This is a genomic window from Ethanoligenens sp. (genome assembly GCF_047718355.1).
Lineage (GTDB): Bacteria > Bacillota > Clostridia > Oscillospirales > Ethanoligenentaceae > Ethanoligenens.
In genome coordinates, this window is sequence record NZ_JBDNLG010000030.1 from 1 (window position 1) to 17,608 (window position 17,608).

Sequence of the window (17,608 nt, forward strand, 5' to 3'; positions counted from 1 at the left end):
GGTGGGCGCGGTGGTCTGGGCGGATACGGTGGTCTGGGTGGATGCGGTGGCCTGGGTGGACGCGGCGGTCCGGGCGGACGCGGTGGCCTGGGTGGACGCGGCGGTCCGGGTGGTCGTGGTGGTGCGGGCGGCCATGGACGATGCGGAGGAAACCACCACCAAATGAATGGTCTGCGCATATTGATACACCTCTGTACATTCTATGCGCTGACTACATGAATGGACAATGGTCGCCGCATCCCACAACTGTCTCTACTTGAAATATTTGTGTGAACAGGTTAAAATGACAGAAGCCACCGATTTTTAGGGCACGGGTCCTCTTTTGCATTAGGATACAGCCGTCGGCAAAGGCGTCCGTCCTGCCTCGATGCGAAATTAGCAGCCGCACATTCCGGGGCATATCTGTCGGATGATCTGACAGAGACACCCTATCATGCAGGATGTGCGGATAAAATAGCGTCCACTGGTTTGAACCACGGACCAATAAGTGAGATGACATACCTTGCAATACATACAGACCGGCACCAAAGAGGCACGTCACGCCTCTTTGAGCGTACTGGTGGGCAGCACCATCACCTACGCCATTATGTACAGTCCGCAGCCGCTCATCAGCCTCTACTCACAGGAATACCATATACCGCCTGCGACAGCCAGCCTATCTATTTCATTAACCACTGTTTCACTGGCAGTCAGCCTGCTTTTTGTTACATTGCTGGCGGGTGGATTTGATCGCAAACGCTTTATGAGCGTTTCACTGGTACTCACCTCCGGCATGACGATCATATCCGCATTTTTACAGAATTTCTCCGCTTTTTTAGTCATTCGGCTTCTGGAGGGCATCGCTATCGCCGGATTCCCGTCCATCGCCATGGCCTACTTAAATGAAGAATTTTCGCCGCGCGATATCGGCAGGGTCATCGGCTACTATGTGGCAGGTACGGCAGTCGGCGGACTGACGGGGCGGCTCATCATCGGCATCCTGACCGACCATACCAACTGGCATATTGCATTTCTCATACAAGGAGCGGTCAGTCTTGCCGGAGCACTGTGGTTTTGGCTGTTCCTGCCGGATTCCCGCAATTTTACAAAACACCGTATATCGGTGGCGCACTGGTTGGAGACTGTAAAAAAGACATTGTGCAATCCACGCCTCTGGCCCATGTACATCACGGGTTTCCTGCTGATGGGCGGGTATATCGCCATTTTAGACTACATCGGTTACCCATTGATGAAACCGCCCTACAACCTCAGCCAAACAGTGTTCGGTTTTCTATTTGCCGTCAATCTCTGCGGCATTTTCAGCTCGGTGCTGTTTGGGCAGATGGCCGACCGCTATCCGCGCCGGAACGTGATTGCGCTCACATTTGCCGTTTTTATTGCAGGTGTTCTTTTGACCTTGTGTCCCTCTCTCATCATCAAAATTTTGGGGGTCGCGCTGGTTTCTTTTGGTTTTATGGCGGGGCACGCCGTCGCCAGCGGATGGACAGGTCTGCTTGCAGAACGAAGCTGTAAGGGTCAGGCCGCCTCGTTTTATTTGCTCTTTTACTATACCGGTTCCAGCCTGGTGGGCTGGTCCGGCGGTGTATTTCTCAGCCGGTCCGGTTGGCAGGGCCTGTGCAGTTACATCACTCTGCTGCTCATCGCCGCGTTCTTTGTCGCTTGTCAGCCATGGAAATGGCTATCCCGCTCGAACCGGTCTCCACTCCCTTAATAGCTTGCTGTAAATGACCGCAGCATATTTTATAACAGAGCGAGAGCCGGGAACTCACATGGGTTCTCGGCTCTCGCTCTGCCGGACTACACTGATAGTTGCTTTTTGTGTATACAAACAGTTTATTCTCCCTGTTTGATTCCAAAAAGCAGACGCAGCAGCCCTTTTAAAAAACTGGGACTTTTCCAAACGACGATCTTCATACCAATTCCTCCGCATCTTCATGGCGTAAAGCAAATCAGCATTTCGAGCAAAAAATGCCTACCACAATCAAGGCAATTGCCAGCAGTACAATGATAAGACAAGCGGGCAGCGTACAAGCCATCAGCACGCCCACGCCCAGAAAAACCGCCGCCAGCGCCTTTTTATGCCGCCCAAACATCGTGACTCACATCTCAATCAGACGGCGTATGGTGGTGGCATGGCTCCTTTTATTGCGGCTATGCCCTGCCGTCACTACCAATCTATGCATCCGTATGAAAAGGGTTCCTATCCGGCAAAGAAATCACTCTTTTCGACACAAAAAAATCAACAGCGTCCCCCGTTTCACCGAGATCACTGCTTGTTCCTCAAGGAATGCATTGCTCACGCCGATGGGGTCGGCAGTTTGCAGGTAAGCGTTATCCAGCCCATATTGCATTCCCGTTTCAGTCACGCCCTCCGCCGGCCCGTCAAACGGAAACACCGATACATAATACTCAGCCCGTTTTGGCAGCTGCAACGCGCCATCCTTCACCATATAGATTTCCGTGTCACCGTCTGCAATCATACCCGCCGCCCCATGCGCCGCCAAGTAGAGCAGTGCGCACAGGTTTGCATACGCATGGTCAGGGCGGCCGCCCCATGCACCCAACAACAAAAAAGAACGATACCCCATTTCAAGCGCACGTTTAAGCGCCAACATGGTGTCAGTATCGTCCTTTTCGGGCGGAAAGCGTTCTGTGGGTATTCCGGCAGGCAGCTGCCTCACCGAGTCCAGATCGCCCAGCACGAGCTGCGGGCGCACACCCAGAAGTCGCGCATTGTCTGCCCCACCATCCGCGCAAAGGATAAAATCATCCGGCAACACCCGTTTTTGCAGGGCAGGGATATCCCGCATCGGCCCTGCCGCGATCAACAGGCATCTGTTCATTTGTTCAATTCCCAGTCCTTTATGTCTTTCACTGATTCGTACATGGCACAATAGCTTGCATGGCGTGAAGGTGCGATTTCGCCGCGCTCCACCGCCGTGCGCACGGCACAGCCGTCCTCCCGCACATGCGCGCACCCACGATACCGGCAGTCGGCCAGATAAGGGGCAAACTCCCGAAATGCATATGGCAGCTGCTCTTTACGGATAAGCACCGCCCCCGCGACATCCAGCGCGGAAAAACCCGGCGTGTCTGCCACATATCCTTCTCTTGGGATACCGCAGTCCGCCAAACGAAACAGTTCCACGATACGGGTGGTATGGCGTCCGCGTCCCAGCCGATCGCTGACAGCGCCCACCTGCAACGCCAGACCCGGCGCAATACTGTTGAGCAAACTTGATTTGCCCACGCCGGAATTGCCCGTGAACGCACACACGCCGTCGAGCGCATCACGCACTGCTTCCGACCCTTGCCCGCTCACATTGGAAACCGCAAAGGATAGAAAACCCGCCTTGCGGTAAAGCGCCACCAATTCACCCACCGGCGCCAGATCGCATTTAGTGAATACCAAAACCGGCTCAATACCAACGATTTCGGCCAGTGCCGACAATTTATCAATGGCAAACGTATCCGGAGGCGGAGAAGCGGCGGCGGAAACAATAAACAATTTATCCAAATTAGCGAGCGGCGGGCGGACAAGCGCGTTACGGCGCGGTAGAATTTCTTCCACCGTACCCTCCCCCTCTTTTACGTCTTGCAGGGAAAAGCGTACATGGTCGCCCACCAGCGGCGTCTTTTTTTCTTTGCGGAAAATGCCGCGCGCCCGGCAGGCCACGACCCGTTCCGTATCCCGCACGTAATAAAACCCGGCTGTCGCGCGAACAATCAGCCCCTCATAGACTTCTTCCATCGTATACGATTCCTTCAATGGCTAGAACCACTGCTTGAGGAAGGGAGGCTGCTGCTTGAGGGAGGAGTTGTGTTGCTTGAAGAGCTGCTGCTAGGCAAACTGCTGGGGGTCGCCCCGAGGCTTACTACCAAATCCACATGCTTATTATCCGGCTCTGTCTGCTGGCTGATGACATTACCTTGCGCCACGGAACCGCTGTTAGCATACGTCACATTTCCAAGCACATACCCACCGTTTTGAAGGTCACTCGTTGCCTTGCTCACGTTCTCGCCGACCACATTAGGCGCCGTCGGCGCACCGCTGCTCACCACCAGATTGACTACGGTATTCTGCGCCACCTGTGCATTCGCTTTCTGATCCTGCGAAACCACCATTCCGGAAGCGACCGTCGCACTGCTTTGAGTCGTTACGGAGCCCAGTTTCAACCCGGCATTCTCCAATGCGGTCTTAGCTGCATCTTGCGGTTGTCCAACCACATTCGGCACCGTGACATAGGTAACGGCAGGCCCAAGGCTGATATACAGCGTCACACTTGAGCCGGAATTAACCTGTGTGCCCGCTGCCGGATCGGTTTTGACCACCGACCCCTTTGCCACACTATTATCGTTGATATTCTGAATCGTGTAGAGCAAGCCGGATGCGGTGAGCTGTGCCACCGCGTCACTCTGTGCCTGATTGGTTACATCCGGCACAGATACCTGTTTGGCACCCAAACTGACCACAACTGAAATTTTCGCATTCTTCTTGACCGAGGTGTTCGCCACGGGCGTTTGACTCAGAATCTGCCCGGACGGTGCGGTATTGTCATACTGCGTGTTGGATTTGGTAATCTGAAACGTTCTCCCATACTGTTGAACCATCGCATCATACTGCTGCCCCACTAAATTCGGCACCTTGATATCCGGTGTGGAGCCATGCGGGATGATATCGAGCATATACATCATGATAACGGCGATGACCGCCACGACTATGACCAGCACAATGGTAATTTTGGAAAGCAAGCTGATATATGTTTTGTTTTTCTTTTTATCGGGTTTCTCTCGCACAACACGCTCCGGCTGCTTTTCCGCTTCCGACTCGCCCTTGACTTTTTTCACCGCGTCATAATATTTGGTGGGGCTGTTGTCCACAAAATACTTGTATGCAAAATGAATGCTGGGGTTCTGCTTGAATGCATTGATATCTGCCATCATGATCGCTGCCGAAGCATATCGGCTGGACGGCTCCTTTTGCATGGCGCGCAGTGTGATCTCCTCAAGCCCCTCCGGAATATCGGGGTTGAGGTCACGTGGACGACGTGGCTTAGTCTGCATCTGCATGATGGCGACCGACACCGCGTTATCCGATTCAAACGGCAATTTGCCGGTCAACATTTCATACAGCATCACACCCAGCGAATAGATGTCCGATTTTTCATCCGTCCGGCTGCCGCTGGCCTGCTCCGGACTGATATAATGCACCGAACCAATGGCCTTATCGGTCATCGTGCGTGTCTCGCTGTCGACCATTCGCGCAATGCCGAAGTCCGCTACTTTAATGGTGCCGTCCTCCAGCATCATGATATTCTGCGGTTTGATATCACGATGGATGATGCCCTTTTCGTGCGCATGCTGAAGTGCGCGCAGAATCTGCATCGTGAAATGGACGGCTTCTTTCCATGTAAGAACATGCTGCTGATCGATGTATTCTTTGAGCGTGATGCCGTCCACATACTCCATCACGATATATTGCAGACGCTCGTCCAGACTCACGTCATACACCTGCACAATATTGGGGTGGGACAGCATGGCGATGGCCTTGGATTCATTTTTGAACCGGCGTTTGAAATCATCATTGGACAGATATTCGTCTTTGAGCACCTTAACTGCAACCACCCGGTCGTCGATCTCATCGTAGGCTTTGTAAACAATCGCCATGCCACCTACGCCGATGACTTCCTGTATGGCATATCTGCCGTCCAACTTTCTGCCGATCATGTTATCCATCCATTTCACTCCTGGTCGCATCTGTTGACGATCATGACCACCGTTATATTATCTGTGCCGCCTTTTTCATTTGCAAGGGCCGTCAATTTTTCGGCCGCCCCCTCCAGGTCCTCGCGCATCGCCTGCACGAACGTTTCATCCTCCACGAGGTTGGAAAGCCCATCCGAGCAAAGCAAAACACCCGCGCCTTTGGGAAACGCATGTTCGCCGAAATCAATCTTCAGCGATGGTTCCACACCCAGCGCGCGCGTGATGATATTTTTATTGGGGTGATTGCGCGCTTCTTCCGCGGTGAGCTGGCCGCTTTCCACCATCTCCTGCACAACTGAATGGTCGCGCGTGAGCTGTGTGGCCTGCGCGTCCAATAAATAGGCACGGCTGTCCCCCGCGTGTGCCACAAACAACACATCGGCGGTCGCAATGCAGGCGACCACCGTGGTACCCATGCCGTATAAGGAAATGTCCTGACGTGCCTTTACATGTACCTGTGTGTTGGCATCCGAAAGCGCGTCAAACAGCAACGCTCTCACCGACGCGGCATCCGCCTGTCCGGTGTATTGCTTCTGTATACTGTCCGTGATTGCACGCACCGCCATACTGCTGGCTACGCTGCCGCCGTTTGCACCGCCCATGCCATCGCAGACAACGGCCCACACCGCACCGTCTGGCAAATAGCCATATGCGTAGTCATCCTGATTCGTTTTGCGCACTTTCCCGACATCTGTTTTGCCGATAATCTGCAACAAAGGTGTCCCTCCCTTTTGTCACCGCGCGGCCTGCCTGAGCTGCCCGCAGGAAGCCTGGATATCGGCGCCCAGTGTGCGCCGCACGGTGACCGTCAGCCCGAATCCCGCAAGGATGCGGCGAAACCGCTCCACTTTTTCAGCCGGGCTTTTTTGATAACTTCTTTCTTTCACGGGATTGGCCGGTATCAAGTTGACGTGGCAGAGCATTCCGCGCAGGCGTTCCGCCAGTTCTTGGGCACACGCAGGCGTATCGTTCACCCCGTCGATCATGGCGTATTCAAATGAAATACGCCTACCGGTCGCATTTATATAATCCCGACAGGCGGTGAGGAGCGTCTCAACGCCCCATTTACGGTTTACCGGCATAATGGAGGAACGAATCGTGTCGTTTGGCGCGTGCAGCGATACCGAAAGTGTCAGCTGCAATTTCAGCTCCATCAGCCGGTAGATCCGATCCACCAGCCCGCAGGTTGAGAGGGACACATGGCGTAAGCCCATATTGAGCCCGCCTTTGCAGGAAAGCAGGTGCAAAAATCTGACTACATTATCATAATTGTCAAGCGGCTCGCCGATACCCATCAGTACCACATGGGATACTTTGCGCCCGGAATCACGCATGGCGGCAAGAATCTGGTCGAGCATTTCGGAAGGCAGGAGCGAACGGTGCAGTCCACCGATGGTGGAAGCGCAGAAACCGCAGCCCATCCGGCACCCAGCCTGTGTGGAAATACAGACGGAATCGCCATATGCATACCGCATCAGCACCGTTTCAACGCATTCTCCGTCCGCCAATTCAAAGAGGTATTTGACGGTGTCGTCGAGTTTCGACTCCAGTTTACGGACGATTTTCGGACATGAAATATATGCCTGTTCCGATAAAATAGCGCGAAACGCCTTGGACTGATCAGTCATTTCATCAAAAGAAACGACTCCGCGGTGCAGCCATGCGAAAACCTGCTTTGCCTTATAGGACGGCGCACCGAGTGTTTGGAAAAAAGCACCGAGTTCTTTGATATCCATTGATTTCAGATCGTGTTTTCCATCCATCGGTTTCGCCTTTACCCAGTCGCAGTGTGCAGCCCTGGCCGACGTATTACCGTCGGGACAGTTTTGCAATGAAAAATCCGTCTGCCCCGTCTGCCTGCGGGAACAGTGTCACACTGCCCGTCGGCGCACCGGGGAACGGAAGCGATACAAACGCGGGATGCCCATCCAGAAAACGGCGGACAACCGCCTCATTTTCCGCCGGGTTGAGCGCACAGGTCGAGTAAACGACTGTGCCGCCCGGTTTGAGATGTGCTGCGCCATTACAAAGTATATGATACTGTAAATCAGGCAGTCCGTCAAATGTTTCCGGATTTTTATACCGGATTTCAGGTTTTCGCCGGATAACACCCAGTCCGGAACAGGGTACATCGCAAAGCACACGGTCAGCCGCGGGGAGCGCCGCGCCGGTCGGTGAGGTGGCGTCCTGCCCGTCAATATTCTGGACGGAAGCGTCCCGCACGGTAGCCTCCACAATATCTGAAAGCCCCAGCCGCTTCGCACCCTCCTCAATGAGACGGACACGGTGCGAATGCAGGTCGAATGCACGTACCGTCCCTTTGCCGTTCATCCGCAGTGCCATCGTGAAGCTTTTACCGCCCGGCGCGGCGCACAGGTCATACACCGTTTCACCGGGCTGTGGGTCAAGCACTGCACAGGCCATCTGCGACGCAAGATCCTGCACAAAAAAACGCCCGTCGGAAAACGCGGGCAGTCCGCGCAGGTCAGCCGCGTGGGTAAGCAGCAGCGCATTCGGCACGACTGTTGACAGTTTGGCCTGTACGCCCTGTTCCGTCAGTTCTGCGATGAGTGCTTCGGGAGTCGTGCGCAGCGTGTTCACCCGCACAGCCAGCGGCGGAACAGCATTGATCTGCTGCAATATCTCCAGTGTGCGCTCCGCGCCATAAGCACGCTGCCAGAATATAATCAGCGCGCGCGGGCAGGAATACTGCACTTCCAGCGCATGAAGATTATCCGCGTCCGGCGCGGGAAACGGCAAGTTGTCCACCTGTCTGGAAAGGCCGCGCAATACGCCGTTGACAAATCCGGTCGCATGTCCAAGATGGTGTTTTTTAGTCAGCTGCACCGCCTCATTGACCGCTGCCCTTGCCGGTATTTTGTCCATAAAGCAAAGCTGATACGCGCCAAGCCGCAACAAATTGCGCAGTGCGGGCTGCATTTTCTCCACGGGGCGTTTTGCGGCGGATTCCAGCCAATAGTCCAATGTGATGCGCCGTGCGATTACACCATAAACCAACGCAGTAGCCAGTGCAGCGTCCCGCCGAGGCAAAGCCGCTTTCTCCAGTGCGGTATCAAGCAGCAAATTAGAATAAGAACCGTCTTTTTCCATCCGCAGCAGCACCGAAAGCGCAATTTCACGTGCCTGAGCCATATCCTATGCCCCCATCCGCTCGCCGGGAAGCAGGCGGTGACCACGCAGGTAAAGGGCGGTATCCATCCGCTTTCCACCCTGCTCCTGCACTTGCAGCACCCGCACACAGCGTCCATCTCCACAACACACATCCAGCGTCTTTTCGCCGGCAAACACCTCGCCCGGATGCCCATCCCGCGCACCCGCAAGCTGCGTCTCCCATATTTTCAACGCTTTTCCATGAAAAACAGTATACGCACCGGGGGCGGGAGATAGGCCGCGCACAAGATTATGCACCGCTCTCGCCGGCTCTGCAAAATCCAGAAGGCCCGTCTCGCGTGTGATACGCGGCGCATAGGAGGACAGCGCATCATCCTGTGCTTCACGGGGGGCGTTACCGCTTTCGAGCAGCGGCAGGGTTTCCGAAACCAACCGCGCACCCACCCGCATTAGTTTGTCATGCAGCTCGCCATAGGTCTCGTTTTCGCCAATAGGCACCGTCCTTTTAAGAATCATGTCGCCGGTATCCAACCCTTTTGCCATATGCATCGTGGTCACACCGGTTTCAAGTTCCCCGTTGATGACGGCCCATTGAATGGGCGCAGCGCCCCGGTAGCGCGGCAGCAGCGATGCGTGCAGATTAATACAGCCAAGCGCTGGAATATTCAGCACCGCCTCGGGTAAAATCTGCCCATAAGCCACCACCATGATCACCTGCGGCGCCAGTTTGAAAATGGTATGCTGCACGGCCGGGTCTTTCAAGGTGACAGGTTGGAAAACAGTCGCTTCGATCTCCTCTGCGGCCAACTTGACCGGCGGAGGTGTCAGGCGCATTTTTCGCCCCTGCGGTTTATCCGGCTGGGTAAACACGCCGCAGATCTCGTGCCCGTCGGCCACGATACGCTTGAAGGTTTCCACCGCAAAATCCGGTGTGCCCATGAATACGATACGCATGTCAAATCCTCCGTTTTGGACCAGCCTCATTTTAAAAAAGCAGACAATGCGCTTATTATTTTAAAATAAGGTCTATCCCACCCAATGGGATATCGCGTGAAATGGAGCAGGCCATTATCCCTCTTGTTCTTTTTTCAATTCCTCCTGCGTGAGGATGCGGATGGCGTGATCGGTATACAGTACACCGTCCAAATGGTCAAGCTCATGGCAAAATGCGCGCGCAATCAGTTCCTCGCCGGTTTTTTCATAATACTGTCCATGACGATTCTGCGCGCGCACCGTCACCTTGGCCGGCCGCTTTGTAATACCCCACTTACCGGGGATGGACAGGCAGCCCTCAAGCTCCTGCTGCTCGCCCTCTTTTGCAATGATCTTCGGGTTAACCAAATCCACAAAGTCGTCCCCAATCCGCACGACCACCACACGCTTAAGGATACCCACCTGCGGCGCGGCCAGTCCCACACCATCCGCGCGGATGAGGGTATCCCGCATGTCGTCCAGCAATTGCTGCAACTTTTTATCAAATGCCGTTACTTCGCGGCATTTTTTGCGGAGCACATCGTCTCCGACGGTCACAATTTTCCGAATTGCCATTCCGTTTTCCTCCAAGCAGCCACTCAACGCGTCAGACACTGCCAAGCGGATTGATATCCGCAAACACAGACGTGCCCTTCGCCTGTTTCTGTTTTCCAAATTCAATTAAAAGATCGGACACCAGCGCGCGCAGGCGGCGGTCATTTTTACACTTGATAATAATCTTGTATCGATAGCGATTCTTGATTTTGACCACCGCCGCAGGCGATGGTCCCAGTACCCGCACAGGCAGGCCGGATGCGGACAGCGCCCTTCGCAGACGTTCCAAGAATGCCTGCGCCTGTGCCTGCACCGCAGACTCTTCTCCACCGATAAAGCCGATCTCACAGATATCGCAAAATGGTGGATAGAGCAATGCACGCCGCAGCTCCATCTCGCGCAGATAGAATGCCTCGTAGTTCTGTGCGGCAGCAAGCCGGATGGTTTCGTTCTCCGGTGTTTGGGTTTGAATAACCGCCCGCCCGGAAAGCCGTCCCCTCCCCGCACGCCCAACCACCTGGGTGAGCAATGAAAACGTCCGTTCTGACGCGCGGTAATCGCCGGTATAAAGCGACTGATCGGCAGACAGCACCCCCACCAGCGTCACGTTGGGGAAATCCAACCCTTTGGCAACCATCTGTGTGCCGACGAGCATATCGTACTCGCCTCTGCCAAATGCACCAAATAGACGTTCGTGCGCGAATTTGCCCGCTGTGGTGTCCATGTCCATCCGCAGGATGCGTGCCTGTGGAAAAGTTTCCGCCAAAAGCCGCTCTGCTTTTTGTGTACCTGATCCCGAAAACCGCACCATTCCGCTGCCGCACGAAGGGCAAACTGTCGGGCGGGGTGCGGTGTGCCCGCAGTAATGGCACATCATCTGTCCGTTCGCGCTGTGATAAGTGAGCGCGATGCTGCAATGCGGACAGGTAAACACATGCCCGCACGCGGGACAGGAAACAAATGTGTTGAAACCACGCCGGTTAAGCAAAAGGATAGACTGCTCGCCGTTCTCAAGGTTTCGCCGCAGTTCCCGCACCAGCGTACGGCTAAGGGGACCGTCGTTTCCGTCGGCCAATTCCTCTTTCATATCCACGGTAATCACAGAGGGCAGATGCCCGCTCCCATAACGAGCCGGCAGTTCAAGCAAGGCGTACCGGCCTTTCCGGGCGGCAAAAAAGCTTTCACAGGACGGCGTCGCCGAGGCAAGCAGCAGCAGCGCCCCGCTTTTGGCACATCGAAACCGCGCTACATCCCGTGCATGATAACGCGGAGAAGACTCGGACTTGTAGGTATGCTCCTGCTCCTCATCCATGATAATCGCACCCAGATGAGCGACCGGTGCAAACACCGCCGAACGGGTGCCCACCACAACATGCGCCCTGCCGTCTTTTACACGTTGCCACTCATCCATCCGTTCGCCGGTGGAAAGCCCGCTGTGCAGCACCGCGATATCCTCTCCGAAGCGCGCATAAAACCGGGCGACGGCCTGCGGCGTGAGCGCAATCTCTGGTACAAGTACGATTACATCCCGCCCATCCGCGCGGACGTCTTCAATCAGACGCAGAAACACCTGCGTTTTACCGCTGCCGGTAACGCCGTAGAGCAATGCCGCCGACGCACCCTGCTGATACCGCGTGAGCAGGCTTTCATAGACCCGCTGCTGGTCTTCTGAAAGCACCGGCCGCTCGGTATGCGGTGCGGTCTGACGCAAAGGGCTGCGGAACACCCGCCGTTCATATACGGCGAGCACACCCTGTTTTTCAAGAGTGCGTACCACGGCGCGTGTCACACCCGCAGTATAGCAGACGACAGGCACCGGCGCTTCGCCCGCATCAAGCAAGGCCTTGACCACCGCACGGCGCTTGGTGGTAAGCGTTTTACCAGCTATCAATTCCCGTGCTTCCGCTTCAGAAACCGACAACCGCGCAACCTGCTCACCCGCGCCGGACGCTTGCGTGGTGCCATCCGCCGCCAACAGTAAGCCGCGGCGCACCAGTTCCTCTGGCAGCGCATCATCCGGCAGCATTGCCTGCTCCAACAATTTGCCCCGTTCAACCGTCTTGCCTGCAACCAGATCAAATACCCGCCGTTCAACCGGAAGAAGCATTGCCACTGTTTCGGGCGGCACATCTGCTGCTTGATATGTGCGGGTAAACCGCAAATCGCCTCCAGCAGGAAGCATCAGGCGCAGCGCTTCATACAACGTACAAAACGTCTGTGCTTTAATAAAACCTGCCAGTTCAATGCTTTGCGTGTCCAGCAGTGAGAAGCCATCCGCTACTGAAACAAGTGATTTCAGGTTTTTACCCGCTTGCTGTTCCAGCAAACAGATGATGCCGCGCCTATTGCGGCTGCCGCGCCCGAATGGGACAACCACCCTTGCGCCAAGTTGCACGGCTTGTTGCAGCCTGTCTGGCACCGCATAGGAAAACAATTTATCAAAATGGTATGCCACCCCTTCAACGGCAACAAGGGCGACCGTCCGGGTTTGCATGGCATACCTCCTGTCCAGTGTGGGCGTGGATTACGACGCGCTCTTGTCCGCCGTATGATTATCCTGCTCCGTTTTCTCCTCCGCACGCATTTGCGCAATGGCAGCCACCTCGGCGCGTTCCTTGGCGTTCTCTTCTTCTTCCTCTTCGGCTTGGGCATTGAGATCCGGTTGAAGAATGTGGAATTTGCCCTCGACAAATTCCTCTACTGCGAGCGCCACTGGCTTTTCTTCCGCAGGAAATTCTTCCTCACGCTGCTCCTCCGCAATTTGGCGGGCACGTTTGGACACCGCGACGACAAAAGAATAACAGTTTTCATTATTTCGAACGATATCACTGACAGATAGTTTCAACATAAAAAAGCCCCCTTCATATATGCAAGACGCGCCTCCGCCGCTGTTCGGCTATGAGCACGCCTTCTTTTCTTCATTTTACGGCAACTGCGAACAAAACATGCAGGGAATCGGACAATTATCCCAAAAACCCACCCACATAGCGCTGTGAACGCAGCTTTTCGGCGGTGATGATGCAGTCCACATCATGCGCGGCCCGCCCGACTTCATCATTGAGGACGATGTAGTCATACGCGCCGGCTGTCTGAACCTCCGCCTTGGACGTTTCCAGGCGTTTGCGCACGACCTCCTCGCTCTCGGTTCCGCGTCCACGCAGGCGTTTTGCCAGTTCTTCAATAGATGGCGGCATAATGAAAACCAATGTGGCATCACTGCAGTTATGGCGGACTTTCATCGCACCCTGCACCTCGATCTCCAGAATCACATCCAGCCCCTGTGCCCGCTTTTCTTCCACCGGCCCGCGCGGCGAGCCATAATAATTGTCGCAGTACCGCGCATATTCGAGCATATTGCCGCGTGTAATCTCCTGCTCAAATGTTTCTTTAGAAAGGAAGTAATATTGTTCGCCGGACACCTCCCCCGGACGGGGTGCGCGCGTGGTCGCTGAAACCGAGTAAAAAAGTCCGGCGCGTCGTTTAAACAATGCCTCCAGCACCGTGCCTTTTCCAGAACCGGATGGCCCGGAAACCACCAGCAGCAAACCGCGTTCAGGCGTTTTCATCCTGTTCCCCTTCCGCCCCTTCTGCCGCTTCCGCATCGGTCTCGACCGCATCGGCACCGCCGCGCTCCTCTGAAAGCCGATTGGCCACGGTCTCGGGCTGTACGGCTGAGAGAATCACATGGTCGCTGTCGGTGATGATGACCGCGCGCGTGCGTCGCCCATAAGTAGCGTCGATGAGGGAACCGCGCTTTTTCGCGTCCTGCATGATGCGCTTGACGGGAGCGGATTCCGGACTGACAATGGCCACAAGCCGGCTGGCCGACACCATATTTCCAAATCCGATGTTGATAAGCTTCATGTGTTTTTATAACCTCCACACGTTCCGCAGATGCTGCGGCATCTTACGGTTCCATGATCGGCGGATGTCGTTCACATCCCATTGAACAGGTGCGGGCATTCCCACCCTGATTCATTCTATATTTTGAATCTGTTCGCGTATTTTCTCCAGTTCGGCCTTGATTTCCACCACGACGCCGGCGATGGCAACGTCGGATGCCTTGGAGCCGATGGTGTTGGCTTCCCGGTTCATCTCCTGCATCAGAAAATCCAGCTTCCGGCCTACCGGTTCGCTGCCCTTCAGCATGGTCGCAAACTGAACCAGGTGGCTTTTGAGCCGCACGGTCTCTTCCGCCACCGAAACTTTGTCCGCATAGATAGCGGCTTCCAGCAAAATGCGGTTTTCATCCAGTTTGGCGTCGGCAAGCACCTCACGCATATGCATGGCAAGCCGGGCGCGATATTCGGTCACGGTCTGTGGAGAGCGTTCTTCTACCTGTTCCACCAGTGTGCGGATATGTGCGGCGCGCGCGGTAATGTCCTCATACAGGCGCGCACCTTCAGATTCACGCATCTGCACCAATTCGTCCAGCGCTTCATCTGCGGCTGTGCGTACAGCTTCCCACACATCTTCTTCATCTTCCGGTACTTTTTCCACCGAAAACAAATCTGCATAGCGCGCCACGGCAGATACAGAGATGTCATCGCGCAGCCCAAACTGAGATTGCAATACGCGAAGCGCCTCTATGTAGCTCTCAGCCAAGCGCGCGTTGAGCATCACACTGGTTTTCACCCCCTCGACCGGTTCAATGGTGAGAAACGCTTCCACCTTGCCGCGTGTGAGAATGCGCTGTGCATACGCACGCAATTTTTCTTCCAGATAGCCGTATATCCGCGGCACACGGGCAGAAAACTCAAAAAAGCGGTGATTCACCGCCTTAATTTCCAGTAAAATTTGATATCCACGCACCGTCTGCTGGACACGGCCATATCCGGTCATACTCCGGACCATAACATCACACTTTCACTCTTTGACAAAACCGCAGCCCACACCAAAGCGCGTGGGAGGGGGCGTACAGTTTATTGTAACTTTTTGGTGTGGGATTGTCAACAAAGCAAGTCCGGTTTTACCCCCAAAACAGCAATTTCCTTGCGCATACGCATGATTTCGGCAGCTGCTGCCCCATTTTCGTATGCAGACGTCAGTCGCGCAGTCCGGCGGCGCGCTCCAGCGAGCGTACTTCTTTATCCGACAGTTCCCTCCACTGACCGCTGCGCAACCCGCCGAGTTTTACAGTGCCCACCGCCACCCGTGAAAGGCGCGCAACTTCCAGTTTCAGTGCTTCGCACATATGTCGAATCTGCCGGTTGCGCCCTTCGTACAAAACCAGTTCCAGTACCGAACGGTCACTGCCGCTGCGGATTACCGATGCCTTGGCGGGCGCGGTTATCCGCCCGTCGATTTCGATACCGGTCTGCAAACGAGAAACCTGCTCTTCCGTAACGCGCGGCCGCACCGACACATGGTAAATTTTCGGCACGTGGTGGCGCGGATGGGTCAGAGCGTTGGCAAAAGCCCCGTCGTCGGTGAGCAGCAACAGCCCTTCGCTGTCCCGGTCAAGCCGCCCGATTGGATAGACGCGCGTCTCCACACCTTTGAGCAGATCGACGACACAACGCCTGTCCAATTCATCACTAAGCGTCGTGACATATCCGCGCGGTTTATTAAGCGCTATGTAGACTTTCGGGCTGGGAGCCACCGGACGACCATCCACCGTCACCAGATCTCTGGATGGGTTGATGCTCTGCCCCAATCGGGCGGGATGTCCGTTGATTTTTACGCGCCCGGCAGTAATCCACACTTCCGCCTTACGGCGCGAGGTCTCCCCGCATTCCGAAAGATATTTCTGCAATCTCATGTCTCTTGGACTCATATATAAAACTCCTCGGCGGGCGTGGCCCGCTTCTATGCTCAGGTAAAGCGATACGATATCAAAAGTGTACAGCCTGCGACGGGTGCATCACATCGAAACCTATCGAACGGATATGTGCCGACCGAAAAGACGGGTAAAAAACCCGCCGACGGTCGCAAAAAACGACACAAACGGGTTTGGTTTGGGCGGTGCTTTCATCACAGCCGCAATGGCAAGGAAATCCCCGTGTGCAATCTCCTTGCCATCCAGCGTGAAGCGCAGCTCCCCTAATTTTTGTCCCGCTTGCACAGGTGCGTTTACCTTGCCGGGCAGGCGCACCTGCATTGAAACCTTTCCCGCTTCATCAGCACGCAGGGCGGCGGAAACAGACGGATCGCACCGCACCGCGACCGTGCCCTGCACACCGCCCGCCACACGCACCCGCCGTTCCACCGGCGCAGTCAGCAGCGGGCGCGCCTGCAAGACGGAAAAACCCTGATCAAGCAAGGCAGCATGGTCACGCCAGTCATCGGGATCATCCAGCGTCGCCAAAACCAATGTCACACCGCCGCGCCGCGCGCAGGAAACCAGGCAGCGCCCACTTTTCTTCGTAAAACCGGTTTTAATGCCAATTTCTCCATCATAGCTGCCCAGCAGTCGGTTGTGATTCACCAGCGTACGGGCATTCTGAACGCCGTCATAGGAGACAGTGATGCGCTTGGTTCCCACGATCTGCGCAAAGTCGGGATTCTTCATTGCATACGCACCCAGCCTCGCCAGATCCAGTGCAGTGGTATAGTGGCCGTCCGCGCCCAGTCCGGACGGGTTGGCAAAATGGGTATTCCCCAGCTGCAATGCCTTTGCCTTTGCATTCATTTGTGCGGCAAAGCCGTCTACAGAGCCGCCCAGCAACATGGCAATGGTGTTGGCTGCGTCGTTGCCGCTCTCCAACAGCAGACCGTAGACCAATGTCCGCAGGGTCAGCTTTTCGTCCGGCAGCAAACCCATAGACGAACCCTCCACCGTGAGTGCTTCCGGCGGCACAGTGAACGTCTTATCCAGCTGCCCTGATTCGCAGGCAAGCAGGCCGGTCATGATCTTGGTTGTGCTGGCCATTGGCAGACGCGTGTCCATATTGCTGCCCGCAATCACGCGTCCGGTCGTCTGCTCCACCAGTGCATAACTGCGCGCTGAGACCGCCGCCGCACTGGAAACCGGCCAAACCGCTCCCAACAGCAGAAAAACCATCAGACAAGCTGCCCACTTCTTCACCACTGCATTCATCCCCCGCTCCGCGTTTCACCGCGGGCGTCGGCAGCCGCGCGGAAAACATGATTCCTCTAACCATATGCGGGAAACGGACGGGAAATGAAAAAAAGACCGGAACAGCGCCACTGTTCAAAGCAGATGGAAACTGTTAAAGCAATG

At 55.4% G+C, this 17,608-nt stretch carries 17 protein-coding genes; 1 reads left to right on the top strand and 16 read right to left on the bottom strand.

Annotated elements, in window-relative coordinates; all coding sequences use genetic code 11:
- The first annotated feature begins 502 nt into the window (after positions 1-502).
- Positions 503-1,711 carry an MFS transporter gene (locus ABF463_RS06345; protein WP_415532728.1) on the top strand — a complete coding sequence of 403 codons (1,209 nt, stop codon included), beginning with the start codon at positions 503-505 and terminating at the stop codon, positions 1,709-1,711.
- Between the two features lie 238 nt (positions 1,712-1,949).
- Here ABF463_RS06345 and ABF463_RS06350 read toward each other — a convergent pair whose 3' ends face one another.
- The 16 genes from ABF463_RS06350 to ABF463_RS06425 form a co-directional block, all read right to left on the bottom strand.
- Positions 1,950-2,093 (bottom strand): hypothetical protein, encoded by a 144-nt coding sequence (locus ABF463_RS06350; RefSeq protein ID WP_415532729.1) that lies wholly within the window; start codon positions 2,091-2,093, stop codon positions 1,950-1,952.
- Positions 2,094-2,216: 123 nt separating this feature from the next.
- Positions 2,217-2,843, bottom strand: coding sequence for a thiamine diphosphokinase (locus tag ABF463_RS06355; protein ID WP_415532730.1), 627 nt, complete (start codon positions 2,841-2,843; stop codon positions 2,217-2,219).
- Positions 2,840-3,751 carry a ribosome small subunit-dependent GTPase A gene (rsgA, locus tag ABF463_RS06360; RefSeq protein WP_415532731.1) on the bottom strand — a complete coding sequence of 304 codons (912 nt, stop codon included), beginning with the start codon at positions 3,749-3,751 and terminating at the stop codon, positions 2,840-2,842. The genes ABF463_RS06355 and rsgA overlap by 4 nt, the downstream gene beginning before the upstream one ends.
- A 14-nt stretch (positions 3,752-3,765) precedes the next feature.
- Positions 3,766-5,736, bottom strand: a complete 1,971-nt coding sequence (gene pknB, locus ABF463_RS06365; protein WP_415532732.1) for a Stk1 family PASTA domain-containing Ser/Thr kinase — start codon at positions 5,734-5,736, stop codon at positions 3,766-3,768.
- Between the two features lie 5 nt (positions 5,737-5,741).
- Entirely contained in the window at positions 5,742-6,482 is a 741-nt protein-coding gene (locus ABF463_RS06370) for a Stp1/IreP family PP2C-type Ser/Thr phosphatase (protein ID WP_415532733.1), read from the bottom strand.
- Positions 6,483-6,500: 18 nt separating this feature from the next.
- On the bottom strand, positions 6,501-7,529 hold the full coding sequence (rlmN, locus tag ABF463_RS06375) for a 23S rRNA (adenine(2503)-C(2))-methyltransferase RlmN (protein ID WP_415532734.1): 1,029 nt from the start codon (positions 7,527-7,529) through the stop codon (positions 6,501-6,503).
- 46 nt (positions 7,530-7,575) lie between these two features.
- Positions 7,576-8,919: a 16S rRNA (cytosine(967)-C(5))-methyltransferase RsmB gene (gene rsmB, locus ABF463_RS06380; protein WP_415532735.1), complete on the bottom strand. Its 1,344-nt coding sequence runs from the start codon at positions 8,917-8,919 to the stop codon at positions 7,576-7,578.
- A gap of 3 nt (positions 8,920-8,922) precedes the next feature.
- Positions 8,923-9,852, bottom strand: a complete 930-nt coding sequence (fmt, locus tag ABF463_RS06385; RefSeq protein WP_415532737.1) for a methionyl-tRNA formyltransferase — start codon at positions 9,850-9,852, stop codon at positions 8,923-8,925.
- 114 nt (positions 9,853-9,966) lie between these two features.
- Complete coding sequence (def, locus tag ABF463_RS06390) at positions 9,967-10,446, bottom strand: peptide deformylase (protein WP_415532738.1); 480 nt, start codon at positions 10,444-10,446, stop codon at positions 9,967-9,969.
- Positions 10,447-10,477: 31 nt separating this feature from the next.
- Complete coding sequence (gene priA, locus ABF463_RS06395; RefSeq protein ID WP_415532739.1) at positions 10,478-12,919, bottom strand: primosomal protein N'; 2,442 nt, start codon at positions 12,917-12,919, stop codon at positions 10,478-10,480.
- 30 nt (positions 12,920-12,949) lie between these two features.
- Positions 12,950-13,273, bottom strand: coding sequence for a DNA-directed RNA polymerase subunit omega (locus tag ABF463_RS06400; protein WP_415532741.1), 324 nt, complete (start codon positions 13,271-13,273; stop codon positions 12,950-12,952).
- A 115-nt stretch (positions 13,274-13,388) separates the two neighbouring features.
- Entirely contained in the window at positions 13,389-13,991 is a 603-nt protein-coding gene (gene gmk / locus ABF463_RS06405; RefSeq protein WP_415532742.1) for a guanylate kinase, read from the bottom strand.
- Positions 13,978-14,289: an extracellular matrix/biofilm regulator RemA gene (remA, locus tag ABF463_RS06410; RefSeq protein WP_415532743.1), complete on the bottom strand. Its 312-nt coding sequence runs from the start codon at positions 14,287-14,289 to the stop codon at positions 13,978-13,980. Before remA ends, gmk begins: the two co-directional genes overlap by 14 nt.
- Positions 14,290-14,400: 111 nt before the next feature.
- Positions 14,401-15,279: a YicC/YloC family endoribonuclease gene (locus tag ABF463_RS06415; RefSeq protein ID WP_415532744.1), complete on the bottom strand. Its 879-nt coding sequence runs from the start codon at positions 15,277-15,279 to the stop codon at positions 14,401-14,403.
- Between the two features lie 190 nt (positions 15,280-15,469).
- The gene (locus ABF463_RS06420) at positions 15,470-16,201 is read right to left on the bottom strand and encodes a pseudouridine synthase (protein WP_415532745.1); all 732 of its coding nucleotides are present in this window, start codon (positions 16,199-16,201) and stop codon (positions 15,470-15,472) included.
- A 99-nt stretch (positions 16,202-16,300) separates the two neighbouring features.
- On the bottom strand, positions 16,301-17,464 hold the full coding sequence (locus ABF463_RS06425) for a D-alanyl-D-alanine carboxypeptidase family protein (protein WP_415532746.1): 1,164 nt from the start codon (positions 17,462-17,464) through the stop codon (positions 16,301-16,303).
- Positions 17,465-17,608: the final 144 nt, after the last annotated feature.